Genomic DNA, 22,554 nt, shown 5'->3' on the forward strand with positions numbered 1-22,554 from the left:
AGCCTCAATGATTTTCGTAATCATAGAGAGTGTAAATTTGTGCTGTTTGTGCATGAAGAACGGGGATAAAAGGTCAAGAACACATGAACCAAAGCCTACTTGTTACTAAACGCGATGGCAGCAAAGAACGCATCAATCTGGATAAAATCCACCGGGTCATCGACTGGGCCGCAGAAGGTTTACATAACGTCTCGGTCTCTCAAGTAGAATTGCGTTCACACATTCAGTTTTATGATGGCATTAAGACTGCCGATATCCATGAAACTATCATCAAAGCAGCGGCCGATCTTATCTCGCGCGATGCGCCTGACTATCAGTATCTGGCTGCGCGTCTGGCTATTTTCCATCTGCGCAAAAAAGCTTATGGCCAGTTTGAACCGCCAAAACTCGTCGATCATGTCGCGAAAATGGTAGAAATGGGTAAATACGACAAGCATCTGCTGGAAGATTATACCGCAGAAGAATTCGAACAGATGGACACTTTCATCGACCATTGGCGCGATATGAACTTCTCCTACGCTGCGGTTAAGCAGTTGGAGGGTAAATATCTGGTGCAGAACCGCGTCAGCGGTGAGATCTATGAAAGTGCCCAATTCCTGTACATTCTGGTTTCCGCCTGCCTGTTCTCTAACTACCCGCGCGAAACTCGTCTCGATTACGTGAAACGCTTCTATGATGCGGTTTCAACCTTTAAGATTTCGCTGCCGACACCGATTATGTCAGGGGTGCGTACCCCAACTCGTCAGTTCAGTTCTTGTGTGTTAATCGAGTGTGGTGACAGCCTGGATTCTATCAATGCCACCTCCAGTGCCATTGTTAAATATGTGTCACAGCGTGCCGGTATCGGTATCAATGCGGGTCGTATCCGTGCGTTAGGTAGCCCAATCCGTGGTGGTGAAGCTTTCCATACCGGTTGTATCCCGTTCTATAAACACTTCCAGACTGCGGTGAAATCCTGTTCACAGGGTGGCGTGCGTGGAGGTGCTGCCACGTTGTTCTACCCAATGTGGCATCTGGAAGTTGAAAGCCTACTGGTGTTGAAGAACAACCGTGGTGTTGAAGGCAACCGCGTGCGCCATATGGATTACGGCGTCCAAATCAACAAACTGATGTATCAACGCCTGCTAAAAGGTGAAGATATCACCCTGTTTAGCCCATCGGATGTACCGGGGCTATATGACGCGTTCTTCGCTGATCAGGATGAGTTTGAACGCCTTTATACCCAATACGAACAAGACAGCAGCATCCGTAAGCAACGGGTAAAAGCGGTTGAGTTATTCTCTCTGATGATGCAAGAGCGTGCTTCGACTGGCCGTATCTATATTCAGAACGTTGACCACTGCAACACCCACAGCCCGTTTGACCCGAAAATTGCCCCCGTGCGGCAGTCAAACCTGTGTCTGGAAATTGCATTACCAACCAAACCACTCAATGACATCAATGACGAGAATGGCGAAATTGCGCTCTGCACCCTGTCTGCCTTCAACTTAGGTGCCATTGATAGCCTTGACGATTTAGAAGAGTTGGCGGTACTGGCTGTACGTGCGCTGGATGCCTTGCTCGATTACCAAGATTACCCTATTGCCGCCGCGCAGCGTGGCGCGATGGGCCGTCGCACCTTAGGTATTGGGGTGATTAACTTTGCTTATTACTTGGCGAAGAATGGCGTGCGTTATTCCGATGGCAGCGCTAATAACCTGACTCACCGCACCTTCGAAGCGATTCAGTACTACTTGCTGAAAGCCTCTAACGCGTTGGCTCGTGAGCAAGGTGCCTGCCAGTGGTTCAATGAAACCACCTATTCGCAAGGTATTTTGCCGATCGATACCTATAAGAAAGATTTGGATGCCATCAGCAACGAGCCACTGCACTACGATTGGGAAACGCTGCGTAACGATATTAAGACTCACGGCCTGCGTAACTCCACACTGTCTGCGCTGATGCCATCTGAAACGTCTTCGCAGATCTCGAATGCCACTAATGGTATCGAGCCACCGCGTGGTTACGTCAGTATCAAAGCCTCGAAAGATGGCATTTTACGCCAGGTTGTGCCTGAATATGAGCGTTTGAAAGATGCTTACGAACTGCTGTGGGATATGCCAAATAATGATGGTTACCTGCAACTGGTCGGCTTAATGCAGAAATTCGTCGATCAGGCGATTTCAGCTAACACCAATTATGACCCAACCCGCTTCCCATCTGGCAAAGTGCCGATGAAGCAATTGCTGAAAGATTTGCTGACCACCTACAAATTTGGTGTGAAGACCCTTTACTATCAAAACACCCGCGACGGTGCTGATGATGTGCAGGAAGATATTCAAAGTCAGCCGGGTGATGATGACTGTGAAGGCGGCGCATGTAAGATCTGATTTATAGTTCTGGCCCTACGCGATAATCGCAAATACGGTTATCGCCGGGCCATTCTTCATTTGCCCTTGCATTGTTGTCCCCTGAGGAAATCATGGCCTATACCACTTTTTCGCAAAATAAAAATAACCAGTTGCTTGAACCGATGTTCTTTGGTCAATCCGTTAACGTGGCGCGTTTCGACCAGCAAAAACACGCTATTTTCGAAAAACTGATTGAGAAGCAATTGTCATTTTTCTGGCGTCCAGAAGAGATAGATGTCTCCCGTGATCGTATCGATTACAACGCACTGCCAGATCATGAAAAACACATTTTTATCAGCAACCTGAAATACCAGACCTTGCTGGACTCAATTCAGGGCCGCAGCCCTAACGTTGCCTTACTGCCGCTTATCTCAATTCCAGAACTGGAAACCTGGGTGGAAACCTGGTCATTCTCAGAAACCATCCACTCACGCTCGTACACCCATATCATCCGTAATATCGTGAATGATCCGTCGATAGTTTTCGATGATATCGTGACCAACGAAGAGATCCTCAAACGCGCAAAAGATATCTCAGCCTATTATGATGATTTGATCGAAATGACCAGCTACTACCACCTGCTGGGGGAAGGCACCCATCAAGTTAATGGTAAAACTGTCGTCGTCAATTTGCATGAGCTGAAAAAACAGCTTTATCTGTGTCTGATGAGCGTCAATGCGCTAGAAGCCATCCGTTTTTATGTCAGTTTCGCCTGCTCCTTTGCTTTTGCGGAGCGCGAATTGATGGAAGGCAATGCCAAAATCATCAAAATGATTGCCCGCGATGAAGCCCTGCATTTAACTGGTACCCAGCATATTCTTAATTTGATGCGTTCTGGCGAAGATGACCCGGAAATGGCCGAAATTGCCGTAGAGTGCCAACAACAGTGTTATGACCTGTTCGTTCTGGCCGCCCAACAAGAGAAAGAGTGGGCTGAATACCTGTTCCGTGACGGTTCCATGATTGGTCTGAACAAAGAGATTCTGTGTCAGTACGTGGAATACATCACCAATATCCGCATGCAGGCGGTGGGGCTGGGTGTGCCGTTTGCTACTCGAACCAACCCTATTCCGTGGATCAACTCCTGGTTAGTGTCTGATAACGTGCAGGTGGCACCGCAGGAAGTTGAAGTCAGCTCTTATCTGGTCGGTCAAATTGATTCAGAAGTCAGTGCTGACGACCTGAGTGATTTCGAGCTGTAATCCATGAAATCTATTATCAAGTTGAGCACCACCGGTGCTCGACTTAACCGGCCCGCGAACAGCCGTAACTTGCTAGAAACGCTTGAATATCATCAGGTACCCATCGAATACCAATGCCGCTCTGGCTATTGTGGCTCCTGCCGCCTGCGCTTGCTGAAAGGCGAAGTCTGCTATTCGCAGCAACCTTTAGCTTTTATTCAGGCCGGCGAGATCCTGCCCTGTTGTTGTCAGCCAAAAGGCGATATTGAAATCGAGCTTTAAGCAGATAGATAAATCAGCCAATCGGATTTCACCTATAATCAGCCTGTTGAATAGATGATATTTTTGCATCTGGAATTAAAATCATAGGGACAAAAGATGAAAAGACTGTCAATCGCCATAACCAGCCTGTTAATGGCCGCCTCTGCCAGCACTATTGCCGCTACTGAGCCACCACTTAATCAACAACAGCCGTTAGAGAAGATTGCGCCTTATCCTCAAGCTGAAAAAGGCATGAGCCGCCAGGTCATTTTCCTCGAGCCACAAGAAGACGAAAGCCGCTTCAAAGTTGAATTGCTGATCGGTAAAACCATTGAAGTTGACTGCAACCGCCATATGCTCGGTGGCAAGCTGGAAACCAGAACCTTGTCTGGCTGGGGCTTTGACTATTTGGTGATGGATAAAATCTCCGAACCGGCCTCAACCATGATGGCTTGCCCGGATAACACCCGCCGCCCACAATTTATCGCCGCCAATCTGGGGGACGCCGCTATGCAGCGCTATAACAGTCGCCTACCGATCGTGGTTTATGTACCAAAAGGAGTTGATGTGAAATACCGCATTTGGGAAGCAGGCAAAGATGTAAGAAACGCGCAGGTAAAATAAACGGTTCTGTCGCATTAAGACATCGTCAGGTAACATGCTGTTTTTTTTTTAAGATGTTGCCTAACCATGTCTCTGATCCGAAACGCCTTTAAACGCCGGCATTATCCCGTTGATATCATCGTACAATGTGTTCGCTGGTATCTGGCTTATACCCTGAGCCTGCGCAATTTGGAAGAGATGATGGCTGAACGCGGTATTGCCGTTGACCATTCCACGTTACATCGTTGGGTTATCCGCTTGGTGCCCTTGCTGGATAAGGCGTTTCGTCGGCATAAACGTACCGTAGGTCGGCGGTGGCGAATGGACGAGACCTACATCAAAGTCAAAGGTCAGTGGAAATATCTGTACCAGGCGGTCGATACTGCAGGCCAGACCATCGACTTCCTACTCACCGCCAAACGGGACGCTGGGGCGGCACTGCGTTTTTTCCGCAAGGCTATTCGCCAACACGGCGAACCTGAGGTGGTCACCATTGATAAAAGTGGTGCCAATACAGCGGCTCTGGCTACACTCAATGCCAGCAAACCGGCGGAAGAAAGCATTACCGTCAGGCAGAATAAGTACCTGAATAACCTTGTGGAGCAGGATCACCGAAATATCAAACGGCGGATACGATCGATGCTGGGCTTCAAATCATTTAGACGTGCGCAGACGATATTGGCGGGCATTGAGTTAGTGCACATGATACGCAAAGAACAGCTTCAACATCCAACTGGTGACAGATTGTCACCGGCGGAAAAATTTTATCTGTTGGCCACCTAAATAACCGACAACGCAACTTTTGCCAACTTCATATCACTAATGCGACAGAGCCTTCTTGATAACGTATATCGGAGCAAGGCACTTTATTTTTTAAAGTATTTAGTATATGCAACTTTCAGGAAACACCATTAATGAGATAAAATATGTCTTCTTCATACAATATAGCAGGAAATAATTTATGATATTTTGGGTACGTATTTGTCTGGTAACATTAGTGTCAGCAGCATTTGGCTTCACATTTCATGTCTTATATGGAAGAGGATGGGTTTTAGACTACATGGATGCTGCAACTAAAGCAGGTAGGATGGATGGTCTTTTGCAGGAACCTTATCCTGTTTATATTGTAGTTATAGCTGCTTTAACTGCTTTAATCCCGACTCTGGGTAAAGTGTTTATTTGGTTATTTATTCGAGAGAAGCTACCTGGAAAAAATCTTCTAATCAAAGGAATGTGGTTTACTGTAATAATGATGATTGCTGACAGCGATTTGCTGCGTCAGTCTATAATGAATCTCCTTATAGGGATGCCTATAGATGTATGGTTTGTATACAGCGCTGAGCAGTGGATTATAGTACCAACTATGTGTTTTCTAATTGTTGCGCTATCTCCTAAGAATGAGGAAGGCTAACATGCTGTTTTTTATGATGTTACAACCCTATTAGTTAATAAATTCAATTCAAAAATGTTTCTGAATGGAGCAGGATTTTGGGGTAGGTCAAGCGTGAAGATCCGCCAGTTTGGGATAATTGGGGTAAAGCCAAGGGCAGCAGGAAGGGGAGATAATCCATGAGAAAATATTCCCTATCGTACGCTTCCGTACCATTGGACCTCAAACCCAGACTACTACAAAATATTCTTAACCATATCCAGCAGTAAAGAACTCCCCCCCATCTCAGTAAATCTATCTACACCGTGTGTACGCATATAGATAACCGATTGCCTCCACATGACAGGTTTATTAATATGCTCAGAGAGGTTTTTTATTACAGAGGATACGGTATACGGACAGGCCGTCCTATTGGAGATAACTGATATCGTGGGCGATGAAAATGAAAAGTCTTGTATATATTCCCCGAATTTTATAGCTGCGGAATTTAACATCGTACTATGAAAAGCACCACTCACTCTCAGTACAACATATTTAATTGCATAGTTATCGTAAAATATCTCTTCTGCCTGTTTAATACTCTCAATCGGCCCTGATATCACCATTTGTAAATCGGAGTTAATATTAGCTATCGAAATATCAAAAAGATTATTCTCCTCAAGGATTTGAGCCACTTCTTCAGCATTCAGACCAAGAACAGCAGCCATACCTCCCCCCTGACTTTCAGACATCAGCAAGGCTCTTTTTTTTACCAGACGCAATCCTGTTTCAAAGTCGAATACACCGGCGGCATGTAATGCATTAAATTCGCCAAGAGAATGACCCGCTAGAAATAATGGTAACGCCCCAGACTCATCAATATATCGACGATAATACAAAGCATTAACTGTATATAAAGCTGGCTGAACGTAAAGGGTGTTGCTAAACCGATCCGCAGGATAATCCAGAAAAAAATCACGAATACTAAACTCAGCAATTTCTTCAGCATCTGCCACTAATTTGGGGTAGATATCAAATATCGGAGCCCCCATGTCTGGACGCTGCGCCCCCTGCCCCGGAAATAAAATTGCATGATGTGATGCCATGTATCGCCCTCTTTACTGTGGTGGTGCTATAAAAATAGGTAATCTTTCCTATTTTAGTTCGGAAAATGGCCCCTCCGTAGGCCATAGTTCATAGATGTCTAAGCCTCTGAACTGCTCGTTACAAACATATCAATCAGGCCGTTTATAGATTTAATATTTTTTAACTCAGTACGTGGGATTTTTATTTTTAACTCTCTCATAGCACCTGAGACAACGGAAACTATGTCTAAGCTGCTTGCGCCATAGTCTGCCATTGATTTTTGCAAATCAATGTCATCTTCCTTGATACCATCGACAGAATTAATAATGTGTTTTTTCACAATATTAGCAATATATTCTCTATCCATAACATCCTCTCTTATTTATTAATAAAAATTTATTCTTCTCTGTTCCAAACAAGCTCAAACAACCATGACTCCCCATTGAGAAATATACCATCCGTGGATTTAAGAATTAACTTATCATACTCAAAAATAAAGTATCGGCGAAATTCAGTGCCAATTTGATTGGGAATTTTGCTATTTTCAATAAAATGCGTGACGATGTTTTTATCGTGATTCACATCGTAATGGCCACAATATGTTTCAAATTTAGGAAAATCTGCCACGATCTGTTCTGACGGGATAGCACGAATATCCTCCGTGCTAAATTGAGTTCTTTTACCTGATGCAATAAACACCATCATATATTGTTCGGTATAGGTCAACATACCAAACGGTTCACTACCTATAGGATAAATATGTATACCTCCACTGTTACCAACACAGGACTCAAGTTTCCATCGGCCAAGAAATGAGTTACCTTTGGAAATAGACATGATTAATACCTTTTAGGTTAAAGTAACGTGAATAATACCGAGCGATATATGAGTTAACTCGGAGTAATATTCGTGATAGAGGAGATTCTCCCTCATTATTTCTCGACAAAATGAGTTTCAATCATTTCGATCCACTTGGTAAAGTTGTCAGTAAACATCCTGCCATTATCAACGGTGATGACCTGACCACGCACGGCATCCATTAATCCGCTGCAAAGAGCTACACTTACATTGCCAACAGCCTCAGGTTTGACAATGAAATCTGGATCAAATTTTCGAATAAATGTTTGTGCTTTTTTACCAAAAACCAATTCAAAGGCTTCTGTATCTACCACACCAGGTGAAATGCAGTTAATAATGATATTTTCCCGTGCACCAATGTATTTAGTTAATGTTTCCAATACCGCTTTCGATGCCGCAACATAATCATAGCCTGTTATATGGCAACTACGATGTCCTTCGGAAGTAATTGCAACTACATAACCAGGATATTGAAAAAAATATTGCTTAATGCAATCTATATAAGTGACAAGTGGCCAGGCGTTGTGTTCAATACTATCAAGCAGCCCCCTAAATTTATAAGTATCTTTAAATTGGGGAGCAAACGCAGCATTGAGAATAAGAATATCGATTCTTTTGTTTTCTTGAGCAATGGTTTCAATTAGCCGTATGGTTGTGTCTTCATCACTGATATCCGCCTGAAGGAAGATTGGACGATTGATATATTGAGAAAAATAGTTTTCAACTTCATCTAAATTGTCTCCCCAAAAATAAGTGCCATATACTTTTGCTCCCGCCTTAACAAAGCTTTCAACAGTAGCCCGCCCGATACCTTTCGTACCGCCAGTTACCAATACGGTCATTTCACTAAAGTTATTCAGCATATCTAACCCGTGTAATTGTCTTGTATTTGCTGTTCAATATTGCTTTGATTAAATGCAATATGGTGCATAAACGCCTCTATGGTGCTTGTTTCCTCTAGTGTTTTTCGTCTGTCGATAGACATGTATTTTTTTAATAACTCCAAGCTATGGCGTGGTTTTTCAGCAATGGCTGTAGCCAATTCAATGGCTTTTTCCATGACCGTGGCGCGAGGCAAAATATAATTGAAACAACATTTTCCTTTCAGCTCACAGCCTCTAAGATAGTTACCGGTGACCATCATTTCAAAACCGGTATAGTAACCAAATGCCGCCTTACTCATGGCGGTTGATCCCATCCCTGGGGTGAAACCCATGTTCATAAATGACATGCCATAGCGGCTCTCTTCCGCCGCGACTAAAATATCCGCATATAAACCTAAGACTAATCCCCCACCTGTAGCACTGCCTTCCATCGCAGCAATAACTGGGATCGGTATATTCAGAAAGTTCTTGAGGTGATTGGCATACTCATGCTCAATATTAGTTTTGTAGTGTGTGATTAGGCTTTGTAAAAACGCCTCGGTTCCACCGGTACAAAATATATCAGGCAATCCGACTAAAATAAGTACTTTAATGGTTTTGTCTTTCTTTATCGTGTCGATAATACCATGCAACTGTAAACAGAATTCATCATCAATGGCATTATTGTTGACTGGATCGTTAATATGCATAAAAACGATGCCTTCATCAATTTTTCTTAAATAGAGTTTTTTCATATTTGTCATCCGCATATTCATCATTAAACAACTTGATGTTTTCTAAATACTGACATATTTTTTCTATGGTCTGAGAGTCATTTAATTTTTTCACCAGAAGATGCCCACCTAAATCCAGCCTTTCGTCGAAAGAATGATGTTCCGTCAACAGTAACTTACTTTCTTTTATAGCGGATGTTGGAACGCGAGATAGCTTCTTACTCATAACTTGAATATCTTGGTCTAAGTTTTCCAGTATATTTACCTGATCGATTAAACCCCATTTTAGGGCTTGTTTTGCCGAAATAACACTTGAACTCCATACGAAGTATTTAAGATGATGAGGCCTAATACGTTCAAGTAAGCAAGACATGGCTATTGTTGGTGTAATTCCAAATGTGACTTCTGGCAAACTAAAAGAAGCAGTATCGCTCGATAGAATAAAATCGACGACTGACAGTAAGGCAATTCCCCCCGCGATAACATTTCCTTCAACCTTAGCTAATACTGGCTTATGGCTACTCCTTACCATTTTTAGGATAGTGCAGAACTGTGACACAAAGTTGGCGTCATAATCGGTAGAAATATACGTAAGATCCATACCCATACTAAAGTAGGTAGGCCCGCCCGTAAGCACAATAACGTTATAGCGCTCGTTATTTAGCGCAGAGATAAAGCGGCTTTCGAAGTCGGCTAATGAATTGGGATTAAATTTGATAGGTACAGTGACATATTCATGCATAGCGATAACTCCGTAAGTGGTTATCAATACGCTCAAGAATAAGGAGCCCACTCCCGCTGTAATGTTGTGTATACCAGTCCTGTAAGTTGTCCCTGTCTAAGCTATAGTCTTTACCTTGCATTTGTGCACTACGCGCATTTTCCAGTTGCTCGTATGCCGCTATATCCAATATTTTCCGCTGGGCAAGCAATATGTCCAATGCCGTACCTTGCTGTTGCGCAATCTCTAACGCTTGATCCCCGACCTGCATACTGAAATACTCAGCACAGGACCCTGAACCATAAGAGTAGACCCCAATTCGATCACCTGGTTGAAGCTCTGGTGCTTTTACAATCAGTGAAAATAGGGAAAGAAAAATACTGCCACAATAGGTTGCCCCTATTTCTTGCGAATAATATAGAGAAGGCATAACTTTTTGTTTAAATAAAGTAGCTAATGCCTCTTTTCCAAAGAGCCCTTGGAGTTCTAATAATATTTTATGTGCTTCTTTACTAATTCCAGGGAAAGGGACGTGGTATAAATTATAATTGAAGTAGGCACTCTCTCGAGCATCAGGTGTCTGTTTACAATATTCCTCGAAAGCATTTTCGAGTCCATCCATATAAGAGAAAAGACTGGCTTCTACATCGAAAGCGACCTCTTTCCAAGGAAGAGGACGAATAACATCCGTCACTTCATGAGTATGAATACCCGATTTCCCCGTTTCAATGACCGCAAAAAGAGGATTATTTGAGATAAGCAAGGCAATAGCCCCAGCGCCAAGGCTATACTCCATCTTTCCGTGGCAAATCATGTTATTACTGATATCCACATTGATCAATAGCACTTTCTTACCGTGATTAAGACCGGATGATATCCATGACTCAGCCATTTTTAATGCCGCCGCTCCGGCATGGCAGGCAGATTTCAGTTCAAAAACACGGCAAGTCGCAGGCAGTCTCAAATAGCGGTGCGCCCAAGTACTTATAGCCTTTTCCTGGTCTAAGCCTGACTCTGTTGCAATAATAAATAAACCAATATCCGAACGGTCCTGATCGTTGAGCATATCTTTGGCACTATTGACTGCAAGGGTGACCGCATCTTCCCACTGTGGTACTAAACTGCGCTTTATAACCATTAAAGATTCTTGAATGTATTTGTTGTCTCCACCACGTGCTTGTGCCAATTCAGATAACTTCAGCGCCAAGCTACTTGGGTAGATACGGATTTTTTCAATACCAATATTATTCATTAAGGTATCCCGAAGTTAATAAACCCAGTCAATGCCACCGGTCACACTGAAAACCGCGCCGTTTACATAACTACTTTCTTTAGCTACAAGAAATAAAATGACCTCAGCTACTTCACTGGGGGAACCTAGCCTTCCCACTGGCGCATGTTGAGCAAAAAAATTCTTAATACCCTTAATGTCATTTCCAATAATTTCGGTATCAATTAAGCCTGGGACAACAACATTGGCCGTAATACCGAAACGTCCATATTCCTTCGCCGTTGTTTTAGTTAACCCGACCAAACCGGCTTTTGATGCAGCATAAGCCGCTTGTCCTGATGACCCATCTTTAGCGAGGGAAGATAGAGTGACAATGCGCCCATATTTATTGGCAAGAAATAAAGGCAAGAAATAACGAATGAGATAGAACGAGCCACTTAAATTGGTATTAAGTACTAAAGCCCAATCTTCATCAGTCATCGAAACCAAATTGCCAGGTAAATCTATCCCGGCATTGCAAATAACCGCATCAAAATTGCTAAAATCGGCGAGAAGGCAGTCACCTACTGACTCTACTGCGCCGCTGTCGGTAACATCGAGTTCATAAGCGCGACATAATTGTTGTGGGAACTGTGCGGCGGCGATATCAAGAAGTTGTTGTGCGCCATCCCTATTATTATAGTAACTAAAACCAACATTCCAGCCTTTGCCTAAAGCCGCAATGACCACACTCCGTCCAATGCCACTGGCACCACCGCTGATAAAAAGGTTCATGCTAACCATGGTATCGACCAAATAAGCTAGCGCTGTTAATCCCACCCATACCAAAAGAATTGTTTAGAAAAATATTAACTTCTTTTTTTACATTCCCAAAGGCACAAACATTTAATTCGACCTCGGGATCAAGGGTTTCGATATTATGTGATTGGTGGAATTCACCCTGCCTCATTTGCCAAATGGCTATCGCGGCTTCCACGCCACCAGATGACCACATCGTGTGCCCCAGCAAGGATTTTGGGGCATTGATAATCAGTTTTTCCGCATGCGTACCAAACACTTTTTTAATTGATTTTAATTCTACAATATCCCCTAATTTAGTAGAGGTGGCATGCGCACTGACATAATCAACTTGCTCTGGGGAGATATTGCATTTCTTTAGGACATCTTGAATAACCCGAACTTGCCCTTCATGAGAGGGATCGCCTAAATGGTTGGCATCAGAGTTAACATTGGCACCAAGAAGCTCAGCATAAATTCTAGCTCCCCGATTTTTGGCATGGTCTATTTGCTCAAGTATTAAGACTGCACCGCCTTCAGACGGCAGGAAGCCACTGCGATTTATGTCATAGGGACGACTGGCTTTGGTGGGAGTATCTTGATACTGGCTATAACAGATAGCGTCTAAAATCGTCAGCGAATGTAACATCATCGGGTGGAAAGAGGCCATTGGGCAAACAACGGCCATTACCTGTTTTTTTTCTACTGTAATTGCATTGATTGCCGCCTGAATAGCAATGTTCCCCGTAGCACAGGTGCCACCAACCAGATAGGCTAATCCTTTGGTATTTAATACCTGGGCCACAGAAGATGAATGGTCCGTATCAAGCGAATTTAACCCGGAAAAAGCATCAATAAATTCGGGTTCATCAGAGAAAATCTTTTGCTGATCAAGTAAATATTTATCAGAAAGGTTATGGCCCCCACAAATGACTCCGCAATCAAAAGGGTCAATAATTTGTTCAAATAACCCAGCGTCTAACCAGGCATCCATTGCCATCAATACTGAAAGTTGGACACCTGTGTTAGTTTGTTTAAAGACCTTCTCCGCACGGGCAAGCACGCTTTCTGGGATACGGTTTCTAAACGAGTGCAACTTGCTTTTAATATCATACTCAGGTAGCTGGCCGCCAATCTTTGAATAGATGTTGCTGGTATCAAAATTGCGCCAGTAACCAATGGCTGATTTTCCAGATAATAAATTATTGCCCACGAGATCTAATGTGTCACCAATGGGAGTATTAATGGCAATGCCTGTAACAACGATACGATCAGTAGACATAAAATTCTCCTTTTCCGATGGTTACGATCTGATCGTTAACCGTGATTTGAACAATGGCAGTGGCTATAAATGAGTCGTACTCTGTAATGCAGCAGCGAATAGTCATTAATTCACCGGGGTGTACTGCAGACAAATGAAAGACATCATAGACTCGAGTTCCCACCGCGTTAATAATATTATCCTCTACTGGTGGTATAGCCGTTTCATTTAACAGAAAATACATCAAAATAAGCGCGGTTTGAAACATGCTCTCTTGTTGCAATACACCTGGATATATAGGATCATTGGGGAAATGACCATCAAATACTGGGTTTTTTTCGTCTACTCTTCTTATTGCTTGTATTAACCTGAGCTCCAGATTGATCAGTTCCACATTGTCTACCATAAGAAATGGCTCACGATGCGGTATCATTTTTTTAATGACATCTTGTCCAAATGATGAATTCAACTCATTAGTAACATCGTTATTAAATAACAATTTCGTTTTTAAATTATTTAATTCAGTATTTTTCATATTTAAACATGGCCCATAAAAAGTGTTTGCCATCTGAACTTTACTTATATTTATCACGAAATTACTAGCCATTAATTTATGAGACATACTCCGCACGTCAGATTTTAAATCTTCTATAATATACACACCATAAACTTCAACTTAAATTGAATGTATCTTTAATTAAAAAGATAAAATATATCATCTAAAATCAATTATTAAATATAGCTTTTTTTTACATTCCCGTGATTAATCTGATAGATGATTTTTAATTCTCCACCTCGGGTGTACCATTCTCATTAAGGTCGACTAAATGTATCACCTACATGCCTGCCATCAATGACCGTTTCGCCAAGTGAACTAAAATATGCTCTCCAAAATAAGACCGCTTCTTCAGCATCTTCTTCGGAGGAAACGTTCTCTATTTCAAACACTTCGGAAATCTGAGGGTTCTGACTAACTTGCCAATCATGTAATATCTGATCTGGGCAAAGTTCTATCTGCTGCAATAAATACATTTCATGTGTTGGGATCGACTCGCACACATAATCAATGAACAGGCTATAATCGCGTGTCCCACAGACGCCATAAATGTGATAACAACCAGTACTTACCATCATATCGGCTCCTTTCTATTTAGTCACATCATAGTCATCTGCAATTCATATCCTACTTAAGAGATTATCGATAACTGGTTTAATAGAAAGTATATACAGTGTATTCAAGAATGCTAGTTGCATCCATAGATGCTGTAAAAGAGTCATTTTCTATTTAAATAAAACACAATTAATTGAAATAATTAGTTATTTAAGTTGTTTATTTGTTTTTTAAATAAGAATTATTGATGTTTTTTTTGGGAGAAAACTCAACTCCCCCACTAACTACAATTGATTATGTCGATTAATGCTGTAATTATGGTATTTAACACTGAGATATGTTTTTTACCATAAGAAATATTTCATATTAATATAACGGGCTGTGAAAATCATTTTCCCTAGTCTAGGGTATAGGAACAGTAAATTTCGGTGAATATGTAGGGTGTGAGTATTTTAAACTGTCATGTTTGTTTTAATTTTTGTTTTTAAATAAAAATTAACTGAAGTTGCCATAAGTGTATTTTTAAGGCAATGGCATGTATCGAGTTACACTCTATAAAAATAGGTATTACATGAAAAAAACAATATTGATAACGGGGGCGCTTTCTGGGATTGGGAATGCGGCGACTAAGCTATTCTCTGAAATGGGCTATAATGTCGTGTTTTCAGGTCGCCGACCCGAAGAAGGAGAAGTGATATTAAATTCCCTCAAACTCATTAATAAAGACGTACTTTATGTTAATGCTGATATGAATAGTGAATCAGATATAAAGCACCTTATCGAGATGACTCTGGAGCGATTCGACTCGTTGGATGTAGCTGTAAATTGTGCAGGCACGGTAGGTGAAACTGCAGAGATCCAAGCCGTAACCCAAGATAACTTTCATTTGGTATTCAATACCAACGTATTAGGTACTCTGCTGGCGATGAAATATCAAATTCCTGTGATGGTGGAAAGAGGAAAAGGTAGCATCATCAATATATCTTCAATTGCTGGTATCGTTGGCCTTCCTAACACTGGGATTTATGTTGCAAGTAAACACGCAATTGAGGGATTGACCAAAACAGCAGCTCTGGAAGTTGCAACTACTGGAGTTAGGGTTAATTCGATTTCCCCAGGGCCCGTAGAAGGAAAAATGTTTGATCGTTTTTTAGGCCATAGTGAAAACAATAAAAAGACATTTATAGAAATGATGCCAAACAAGCGTTTTACCACTCAGGAAGAGGTTGCACATACTATTGTTTTTCTTGCAGAAGATAACGTGACAGCTATTACTGGACAAACGATTACGATAGATGGTGGATACACAGCACAATAAGAAGAAAAGGCTTTTGTTGCAATAAGTGAAAATCAGGAGTGCGGGGGCTTCTGTCGCATTAAGGTGCAGAAAGGTAACATGCTGTTTTTTTTAATGTTGCCTATTGCCATTCAGTCAAGTTATCTGCCAATCCAATAAACCGTGGAGGCTTTAATGACGACAACCCTTGATATTCTCAATAGTGCTAAAGACCTGGATCCTGCTGAGTATCGCGCGTTTTTTCTTCAAAGCAAGGCGCCCCTATTTTACGATCTGCGATTTCTTATCGCGGCTGAGCAATCACCGTTGTTAAACGTCAGTAAAATTTTCTATTTGCTTGCGCGAGACGAGGGGAGGCTGATTGCGCTGGTCCCGATTTATCTTCAAGAATTTCGGTCCGTTGATCCGTTAGGGTTATTGGTTTCCTCCACTAAGCTCTCGGTAGGATCTGAAGAGCGCGGACTGTTTAGTCATATTATACATTGTACGGATACCACGATACCGACGTTAAGTCACGACCCGAGTCTTTACGCACGAATATTCGATGCTATTACGGCTATCGCACAGGCTGAGCAGGCACGTTATTTCTGTTTTCTCAATGTACAGGATGGTGTGCTCTTGCGTGAGGCTCAACGTAATGGGCTAAATATAAACTACATGGCGGATAAATTTTCAATCGAACTGGATGCTTTTCCGGATTTTGACAGTTTTGTGCAGCCTTTGCCCAACTATGGGCATTACGAAATGATACGCCAGCTTCGTATCTTCAACCACAGCGATGCCAAAGTTCGAATACTTGCTCCTCCCTTTGATAATGAAATTGAGAAACTGGCCCGGTTGTATCATTTGACCACCAAACGGCTGGGGACGCCCTATTATTGGCCAGAATCACAATTGGCTGTTTTTTGCCATTTTTGCGGCGATTTGGTTCGCCTTATCGTCGTAGAACAGAACGGGCAAATTGTCAGCGGCTTTATCTGCTTCGAGGAAGACGGCGCTCTCCATGTCTGGTCGGCCGGCATGGATTTTGAGAGTTCCGATTTCAGCCCTTACACCTTGGGTGTGTCTGCCGTGTATCGCTATGCATTCGAAAGAGGAATTAATCTTATCGAGTGCGGCCGCTTGAATTCCCACATCAAGACTCACTTGGAGTTCAAACCGAAACGACTCTATTCCATCGTCAGCCAGGATCTGGGAATATCCGCCGCTACGCAGACTTCTCGGTCTCTACTGAAGCTGGCATCGCAACTGGATGGCGAGGTTCGTCTTGCTTCGCATCCCGCCTTTGATGAGTGGTATCTCACCAGCGTCTGGAATGGTCGAGGCCCAACACGTAGACCTGCTGGAATAGTACGCGCTGCGACTGAGGCCGATGTGATTCGCGCGGTTGTATTTGCCAAGGAGCGAAGCATGGAAGTGAGCGTGCGTGGAAGTGGGCACAATTACTCCGGTTGTTTTCTTCGCGTTGATACGCTGATGTTGGACATTTCCGGCTTGAAGGGACTTGATATCGATAGCCGGCGCAAACGCGCCATCGTTGAACCTGGGGTCAGTAGTGGTCAATTGAGTCATGCACTGGCGGCTAAAGGTTTGGCTTTTCCGACAGGGCATGTAAAAGAAGTGGGTATCAGCGGATTCCTGTTGGGGGGAGGGCTCGGGATCAACTGTAGCCAATGGGGAGGAATGAGCGTATTCAACGTACAAGCCTTGGACATTGTCACCGCAGACGGTCGTTTACGACATGTTTCCGAAACCCAGGAGCCAGACTTGTTCTGGGCCGCTCGTGGCGCTGGACCCTGTTCGTTTTTTGTTGTGACCCGTTTTTATCTCAGTTGCTACTCATTGCCTCGGGTAATAACCAACAGCTCATATACGCTACCTTTCACGCATTTGCACGATTTATTGGCGAGACTTGAAGACGCATCTCCCCCTACAAATCTTCAGGTGATGATGTCTGTCAGCCCCCCGACATCGGGTGGCACACCAACAGTGCTGTTAAATATTTTGGCGTTTACCGATAGCCCGCAAGAGGCGCAAGCGCTACGCGAATCTTTTGAAACCAGCCTAGAGCTGCCACTTACAGCCTTGGCCATCAATCAGCCCTCAAACTTCGAGGCCATTTACGAGCAGTTCAACAGCATGGTGGTATCAAAAAGGTTTTATGCCGACAATATCCTTACAGATAACACGCAAGAATTGGTTTCCATCCTATCCCGGTATTTATCAGACGCGCCGTCCCGGAGTACCCTTACAACGATTCTCTGGCGGGGTGTGACCACCTATCCGCAAGCAGCATTTTCGGCACACGGCAAGTTCTTTGTATCGACCTACGCCCAGTGGGATGATGCAAAAGATGACAGTGTCAATCAATATTGGTTAAAACGGATGTATGACGAGCTTCAGGAGATTGCTCGTAGCAGTTATATCAACGAGTACGATCTTGAGACAAGGGCGGGCGAGACCAGCATGTGCTTCGCCGCAGAGAACTGGGAGAAACTGCAAAGACTCCGGCTTGAATACGATCCTGACGGCGTATTTGTTGAGGTGCAACAGTTGGAGGAGCATGGCGATCAGCCAGGAGCGAACAACTAAATGGAATGTCAGCGCCTTGGTCCACCGCTGGGTTATCCGCCTGGTGCCATTACTGGATAAGGCGTTTCGCCGACATAAACGCTAAGGAGGTCGTCTGTGGAGCATGGATGAAACCTATATCAAAATCAAATGGCAGTGGAAATATCTATACCGGGCGGTGGATACTTCAGGCCAGACCATCTACTTCCTGCTGACCACCAAACGTAATGCTGCAGCTGCATTACGTTTCTTTAGCAAGGCCATTAGACACCGCGATGAACCTGAAACAGTGACCATCGATAAAAGTGGCGCCAACACGGCAGCGCTGACAAACTAAAAGAAGAAACCATTACTGTTAGGCAGAACAAGTATCTGAATAACCTCGTTGAACAAGATCAACGGAATATCAAACGCCGTATACGACCCATGCAGGGATTCAAATCGTTTCGGCGGGCACAGACGATATTGGGAGGTATTGAGTTAGTTCACATGATACGTAAAGGGCAACTTCAGCATCCTACCGGAGAGGGATTATCACCGGCAGAACAATTTTATCTGTTGGCCGCCTAAATAACCGACAACGCAACTTTTGCCAACTTCATATCACTAATGCGGCAGAGCCGTTTTGTTGGGTATTAAGATAGCCGTGCGCCATATCATAACGAATATGCTTAATATCCGTTTCAGTGAGGTGTTTATTATGACGGACCCCCACACTTTCCATATTGTGAATAGCCATGGCACCAGCGATAGAATCCCCCCTAGCCACACCATTGGCTAATATGGCATAGCGATCGCCTTTGCTGGCTAAAAAATCATACATCGGGCCGGGGTCTTTACTCTCCTTATTTGCTTCTAATAATTGCCGGGCGCAGACCAGATCGGCGGCATTAAGTTGTAACTTACCTGCATTGCTATTTTGCTGTAGCATAATTATCTTCCTTAACGTTTAATATGCGATAAAAGAAATTGTTGAGTACTGCTAACAATGGCTCTCCATTGCGGTAATTTCTCTACTGTAAAAATGACTTCAACCAGTGAGCCTATTTCTGGCATCACAAAACGGGCCTCACAGATATAATATCTTTTCTCTAACGGCAGCCACTGACAGTCAAATACCACCGGCACTTGCCCGTTAACTTCTGCCCAGTAATAACCATTAATCGTCTTATCAAACCAATAAGGGCTATTCCTATCCTGTGGTTCTGCCCGGAATAATTTTCTGGTGGCTTTAACAAAAAACAGCCCTAATTCATTAATATAAACAACCGGATCAAAGGTTTTATTCTCGTATTTTCTAAGTCTAAGATAGGCATCGCGCATAAAAGCAACATCAGTATCAGATCGTCTATACGGCTCGACGCTGATTGCTAATCCCTCAAACCTCAGCCCCTGTTTATACCATTTCGATTTATCCCCCGGTTGCATATCCGGCCAACTGGCGATCATGGGTAAAGAGGTAAAATTGGCATCGCAGCCTTTTTTATTTTTAGTAAAGCCAGGCGTCCAGGAACTTTTCCCTTCATATTCTGCCCAGTAGATAATATATTCTTTAGGCACTTCCATTACATGACCATTAAATTTACCACAAACAAAACCGGGGCGGTTTTCGGCAAAACTGAGTGGTGACATTAGCAGAAAAGCCATTATCAATAATGTGACAAAATATCTCAATCGTGTTTTATCACATAACAAACTACTCATATTTATCTTAGGGAACATAATTACCTTCCTTAACGTTTAATATGCGATAAAAGAAATTGTTGAGTACTGCTAACAATGGCTCTCCATTGCGGTAATTTCTCTACTGTAAAAATGACTTCAACCAGTGAGCCTATTTCTGGCATCACAAAACGGGCCTCACAGATATAATATCTTTTCTCTAACGGCAGCCACTGACAGTCAAATACCACCGGCACTTGCCCGTTAACTTCTGCCCAGTAATAACCATTAACATCCTCATCAAACCAATAAGGGCTATTCCTATCCTGTGGTTCTGCCCGGAATAATTTTCTGGTGGCTTTAACGAAAAACAGCCCTAATTTATCGATATAAACAACCGAATCAAAGGTTCTATCATTCTGTTTTCTTAGAAAAAAGTCACGCTTATAGGTGATATCGGTATCGGATCGTTTAAATGGCTCGACGCTGATTGCTAATCCCTCATACTCCAGCCCCTGTTTATACCATTTCGATTTATCCCCCGGTTGCATATCCGGCCAACTGGCTATCATGGGTAAAGAGGTAAAATTGGCATCGCAGCCTTTTTTATTTTTAGTAAAGCCAGGTGTCCAGGAACTTTTCCCTTCATATTCCGCCCAGTAGATAATATATTCTTTAGGCACTTCCATTACATGAACATTAAATTTTCCGCAAACAAAACCGGGGCGATTTTCGGCAAAACTTAGTGGTAACATTAGCAGAAAAGCCATTATCAATAATATGATAAAATATCTCACCAGTGTTTTATCACATAACAAACTACTTATATTTATCTTAGGAAACATAATTACCTTCCTTAACGTTTAATATGCGATAAAAGAAATCCTCTAGTAGATGTGGATATTTCCTTACATTGCGGTAGTTTATTTTTATGAAAAGGAACATTAACCGACGATTGTATCTTTGGTAAAACAAACACAAGCCAGCAGTCAGGATAACATCTCATTTTTGGCATGTGATGGCATTTGATAATAATTGGCACTTAACATAACTAAAATATAAATAATTACGAATTATAATAAAACCGCCCGATTCAAGTAATTCAAAAAAATCGATATAAGTCAGCACCTACGCAGTTAAATAGACAAAATGAAAGTAACGCAAGTGTAAAAATAAAACAAGAGATAAAAATAAAACAATAGAGCAGCAATAAATATAAAACCAAGATAATAAATAATATGAATATAATAAAAAAGGCGCAGTTTAAATACGCGCCTTTATATTATAATCGAGAGTTATTGATTAACTACAAAATCTTAACCACATCCAGCCAGCCATGCTGACCGCACACCGGGCGACCATTCAACCAACGGCGCACCATATCCAGCGCCAGCATCGCACTGCTTTCCTGGCGAATACGCAGACCATGACGGCTGGCCTGATAACGTACTGTTTGAGCAAATGTTCCTTCAGGGGTATACAGAGCCACGCTCAGGTGATCATTTTGCATAGCGCCGACCGCCAGCACCACTTGCGCACCGCACAACATAGATAACGATTGTGCACGGCAGGCAATCTCGTCTAATGTCTCCTGACAATGCGCCGGTAGCAATTCACCGCCCGCCAATGGCACACCAGCACTCTGCAACTGCCAGTTCATCAACCCGCCGGTAAATTGTTCGCTCACCGCCAGTAGCAAGCCGCGTTGGTTCAATTGCTCAGCTAACAATGCCGGCAACCCTCGCGTACCTTCAAATAGGGTGCTGTCTCCCGCCACTTCCCTCACCTGCTGCCATACCTGTTCCATCGCCTGATGTTGCGAGGCAGGACCGGTCAGCTTCAATTCAATAATCGGCGCAGATGAACGGTAGCCTAACACCACCCCCTCAGGGAGTCGCAGTGGGTCCAGTTCCTGTGCCAAATCACTTTCCGAGCGGCCAAAAGTGGTCATACGTAAGCATAATGGGGGTTCGGCCACATCAAAATGTTGACGTAAACGTGGCATGATTTGCTGTTCAACCATTACTTTAAACTCTGATGGCACGCCGGGTGTGAAGAACATCAGGCACTTATTTAGCCGTAACGCGAAACCGCACGCTGTACCTACTGGGTTATCCAGCATTTCAGCATTAGCCGGAATATGTGCCTGTTTACGGTTAGTCGCCGACATCACCCTGCCGCGCTCATGGAAGAAAGCCTCCATACGCGCGATCCATTCCGGGTGTTCAACTAGCTCCGTTCCGGCGGCGCGTGCGGCGGCCAGAGCGCTCAGATCATCACTGGTTGGCCCCAGCCCGCCGTTGACAATCAACACATCAGCAACCTGACTGCGTTCGGTCAGCACTTCTATCAGTGCCGAAAGTGAGTCACCGACCGTTTCCCTACTGCTGATTGGCAAGCCTTGATTAAATAAATAGTCAGCCAGCCATGCCGCGTTGGTATCGATAATCTGCCCATGCAGCACTTCATCTCCGGTACTCAACATCTCAACTCTGATCATTTTTTTCTCCGTCAGTGCTTATATATTCACTTTATGAATCTGATTACATAAACACAACGTTTATCTATTATCTGAATA

At 43.2% G+C, this 22,554-nt stretch carries 22 protein-coding genes and 2 pseudogenes; 9 read left to right on the forward strand and 15 right to left on the reverse strand.

From position 1 onward, the window contains the following. Positions 1-83: 83 nt before the first annotated feature. The 6 genes from nrdA to Q2T72_RS14590 all read left to right on the forward strand — a co-directional run bounded on the left by nrdA (position 84) and on the right by Q2T72_RS14590 (position 5,846). Positions 84-2,369, forward strand: coding sequence for a class 1a ribonucleoside-diphosphate reductase subunit alpha (gene nrdA, locus Q2T72_RS14565; RefSeq protein WP_083158299.1), 2,286 nt, complete (start codon positions 84-86; stop codon positions 2,367-2,369). Between the two features lie 92 nt (positions 2,370-2,461). Beyond that, on the forward strand, positions 2,462-3,592 hold the full coding sequence (gene nrdB / locus Q2T72_RS14570; protein ID WP_083158298.1) for a class Ia ribonucleoside-diphosphate reductase subunit beta: 1,131 nt from the start codon (positions 2,462-2,464) through the stop codon (positions 3,590-3,592). A 3-nt stretch (positions 3,593-3,595) separates the two neighbouring features. Further along, a complete protein-coding gene (yfaE, locus tag Q2T72_RS14575) occupies positions 3,596-3,853 on the forward strand; it encodes a class I ribonucleotide reductase maintenance protein YfaE (protein ID WP_372569367.1) in 258 nt (85 codons plus the stop codon). 96 nt (positions 3,854-3,949) lie between these two features. Continuing rightward, positions 3,950-4,456: a serine protease inhibitor ecotin gene (gene eco / locus Q2T72_RS14580; protein WP_372569368.1), complete on the forward strand. Its 507-nt coding sequence runs from the start codon at positions 3,950-3,952 to the stop codon at positions 4,454-4,456. Positions 4,457-4,522: 66 nt separating this feature from the next. Then, on the forward strand, positions 4,523-5,218 hold the full coding sequence (locus tag Q2T72_RS14585) for an IS6 family transposase (RefSeq protein WP_083158296.1): 696 nt from the start codon (positions 4,523-4,525) through the stop codon (positions 5,216-5,218). Positions 5,219-5,396: 178 nt separating this feature from the next. Continuing rightward, positions 5,397-5,846: a hypothetical protein gene (locus tag Q2T72_RS14590; RefSeq protein ID WP_083158295.1), complete on the forward strand. Its 450-nt coding sequence runs from the start codon at positions 5,397-5,399 to the stop codon at positions 5,844-5,846. A gap of 215 nt (positions 5,847-6,061) precedes the next feature. On the opposite strand, the gene fabD is transcribed toward Q2T72_RS14590, so the two are convergent. The 11 genes from fabD to Q2T72_RS14645 all read right to left on the reverse strand — a co-directional run bounded on the left by fabD (position 6,062) and on the right by Q2T72_RS14645 (position 14,367). Further along, positions 6,062-6,910, reverse strand: a complete 849-nt coding sequence (gene fabD / locus Q2T72_RS14595; protein ID WP_083158294.1) for an ACP S-malonyltransferase — start codon at positions 6,908-6,910, stop codon at positions 6,062-6,064. Positions 6,911-7,008: 98 nt separating this feature from the next. Further along, entirely contained in the window at positions 7,009-7,257 is a 249-nt protein-coding gene (locus Q2T72_RS14600; protein ID WP_083158293.1) for an acyl carrier protein, read from the reverse strand. A gap of 29 nt (positions 7,258-7,286) precedes the next feature. Beyond that, the gene (locus Q2T72_RS14605; protein ID WP_083158292.1) at positions 7,287-7,727 is read right to left on the reverse strand and encodes a lipocalin-like domain-containing protein; all 441 of its coding nucleotides are present in this window, start codon (positions 7,725-7,727) and stop codon (positions 7,287-7,289) included. 95 nt (positions 7,728-7,822) lie between these two features. Continuing rightward, the gene (locus Q2T72_RS14610; RefSeq protein ID WP_372569369.1) at positions 7,823-8,611 is read right to left on the reverse strand and encodes an SDR family oxidoreductase; all 789 of its coding nucleotides are present in this window, start codon (positions 8,609-8,611) and stop codon (positions 7,823-7,825) included. Positions 8,612-8,613: 2 nt separating this feature from the next. Continuing rightward, on the reverse strand, positions 8,614-9,366 hold the full coding sequence (locus Q2T72_RS14615; RefSeq protein ID WP_083158290.1) for a polyketide synthase: 753 nt from the start codon (positions 9,364-9,366) through the stop codon (positions 8,614-8,616). Beyond that, the gene (locus Q2T72_RS14620) at positions 9,338-10,087 is read right to left on the reverse strand and encodes an enoyl-CoA hydratase/isomerase family protein (RefSeq protein ID WP_083158289.1); all 750 of its coding nucleotides are present in this window, start codon (positions 10,085-10,087) and stop codon (positions 9,338-9,340) included. The genes Q2T72_RS14615 and Q2T72_RS14620 overlap by 29 nt, the downstream gene beginning before the upstream one ends. Next, entirely contained in the window at positions 10,080-11,318 is a 1,239-nt protein-coding gene (locus tag Q2T72_RS14625) for a hydroxymethylglutaryl-CoA synthase family protein (RefSeq protein WP_083158288.1), read from the reverse strand. Before Q2T72_RS14625 ends, Q2T72_RS14620 begins: the two co-directional genes overlap by 8 nt. A gap of 15 nt (positions 11,319-11,333) precedes the next feature. After that, positions 11,334-12,071 carry an SDR family NAD(P)-dependent oxidoreductase gene (locus tag Q2T72_RS14630; RefSeq protein WP_083158287.1) on the reverse strand — a complete coding sequence of 246 codons (738 nt, stop codon included), beginning with the start codon at positions 12,069-12,071 and terminating at the stop codon, positions 11,334-11,336. A gap of 1 nt (position 12,072) precedes the next feature. Continuing rightward, complete coding sequence (locus Q2T72_RS14635) at positions 12,073-13,356, reverse strand: beta-ketoacyl-[acyl-carrier-protein] synthase family protein (protein ID WP_083158286.1); 1,284 nt, start codon at positions 13,354-13,356, stop codon at positions 12,073-12,075. Then, positions 13,346-13,870 (reverse strand): 3-hydroxyacyl-ACP dehydratase FabZ family protein, encoded by a 525-nt coding sequence (locus Q2T72_RS14640; protein WP_083163538.1) that lies wholly within the window; start codon positions 13,868-13,870, stop codon positions 13,346-13,348. The genes Q2T72_RS14635 and Q2T72_RS14640 overlap by 11 nt, the downstream gene beginning before the upstream one ends. Before the next feature lie 278 nt (positions 13,871-14,148). Next, positions 14,149-14,367, reverse strand: coding sequence for a hypothetical protein (locus Q2T72_RS14645; RefSeq protein ID WP_050691900.1), 219 nt, complete (start codon positions 14,365-14,367; stop codon positions 14,149-14,151). Between the two features lie 650 nt (positions 14,368-15,017). Here Q2T72_RS14645 and Q2T72_RS14650 point away from each other — a divergent pair. From Q2T72_RS14650 to Q2T72_RS14660, 3 genes and pseudogenes are all read left to right on the forward strand, one after another. Then, a complete protein-coding gene (locus Q2T72_RS14650; RefSeq protein ID WP_083163536.1) occupies positions 15,018-15,764 on the forward strand; it encodes an SDR family NAD(P)-dependent oxidoreductase in 747 nt (248 codons plus the stop codon). A gap of 153 nt (positions 15,765-15,917) precedes the next feature. Further along, entirely contained in the window at positions 15,918-18,335 is a 2,418-nt protein-coding gene (locus Q2T72_RS14655) for a GNAT family N-acetyltransferase (RefSeq protein ID WP_083158285.1), read from the forward strand. 19 nt (positions 18,336-18,354) lie between these two features. Next, positions 18,355-18,884 (forward strand): annotated as a pseudogene (locus Q2T72_RS14660) (IS6 family transposase); the annotation flags it as partial. A gap of 52 nt (positions 18,885-18,936) precedes the next feature. Here the strand turns inward: Q2T72_RS14660 and Q2T72_RS14665 are convergent. From Q2T72_RS14665 to Q2T72_RS14680, 4 genes and pseudogenes are all read right to left on the reverse strand, one after another. After that, positions 18,937-19,245 (reverse strand): annotated as a pseudogene (locus Q2T72_RS14665) (hypothetical protein); the annotation flags it as partial. An 11-nt stretch (positions 19,246-19,256) separates the two neighbouring features. Next, a complete protein-coding gene (locus Q2T72_RS14670; RefSeq protein ID WP_372569901.1) occupies positions 19,257-19,961 on the reverse strand; it encodes a hypothetical protein in 705 nt (234 codons plus the stop codon). Positions 19,962-20,047: 86 nt separating this feature from the next. Beyond that, entirely contained in the window at positions 20,048-20,821 is a 774-nt protein-coding gene (locus Q2T72_RS14675) for a hypothetical protein (protein WP_372569370.1), read from the reverse strand. Positions 20,822-21,282: 461 nt separating this feature from the next. Further along, the gene (locus Q2T72_RS14680) at positions 21,283-22,476 is read right to left on the reverse strand and encodes a nicotinamide mononucleotide deamidase-related protein YfaY (RefSeq protein WP_372569371.1); all 1,194 of its coding nucleotides are present in this window, start codon (positions 22,474-22,476) and stop codon (positions 21,283-21,285) included. Positions 22,477-22,554: the final 78 nt, after the last annotated feature.

Source organism: Yersinia sp. 2466 StPb PI (assembly GCF_041538325.1).
Classification (GTDB): Bacteria; Pseudomonadota; Gammaproteobacteria; order Enterobacterales; family Enterobacteriaceae; genus Yersinia; species Yersinia enterocolitica_E.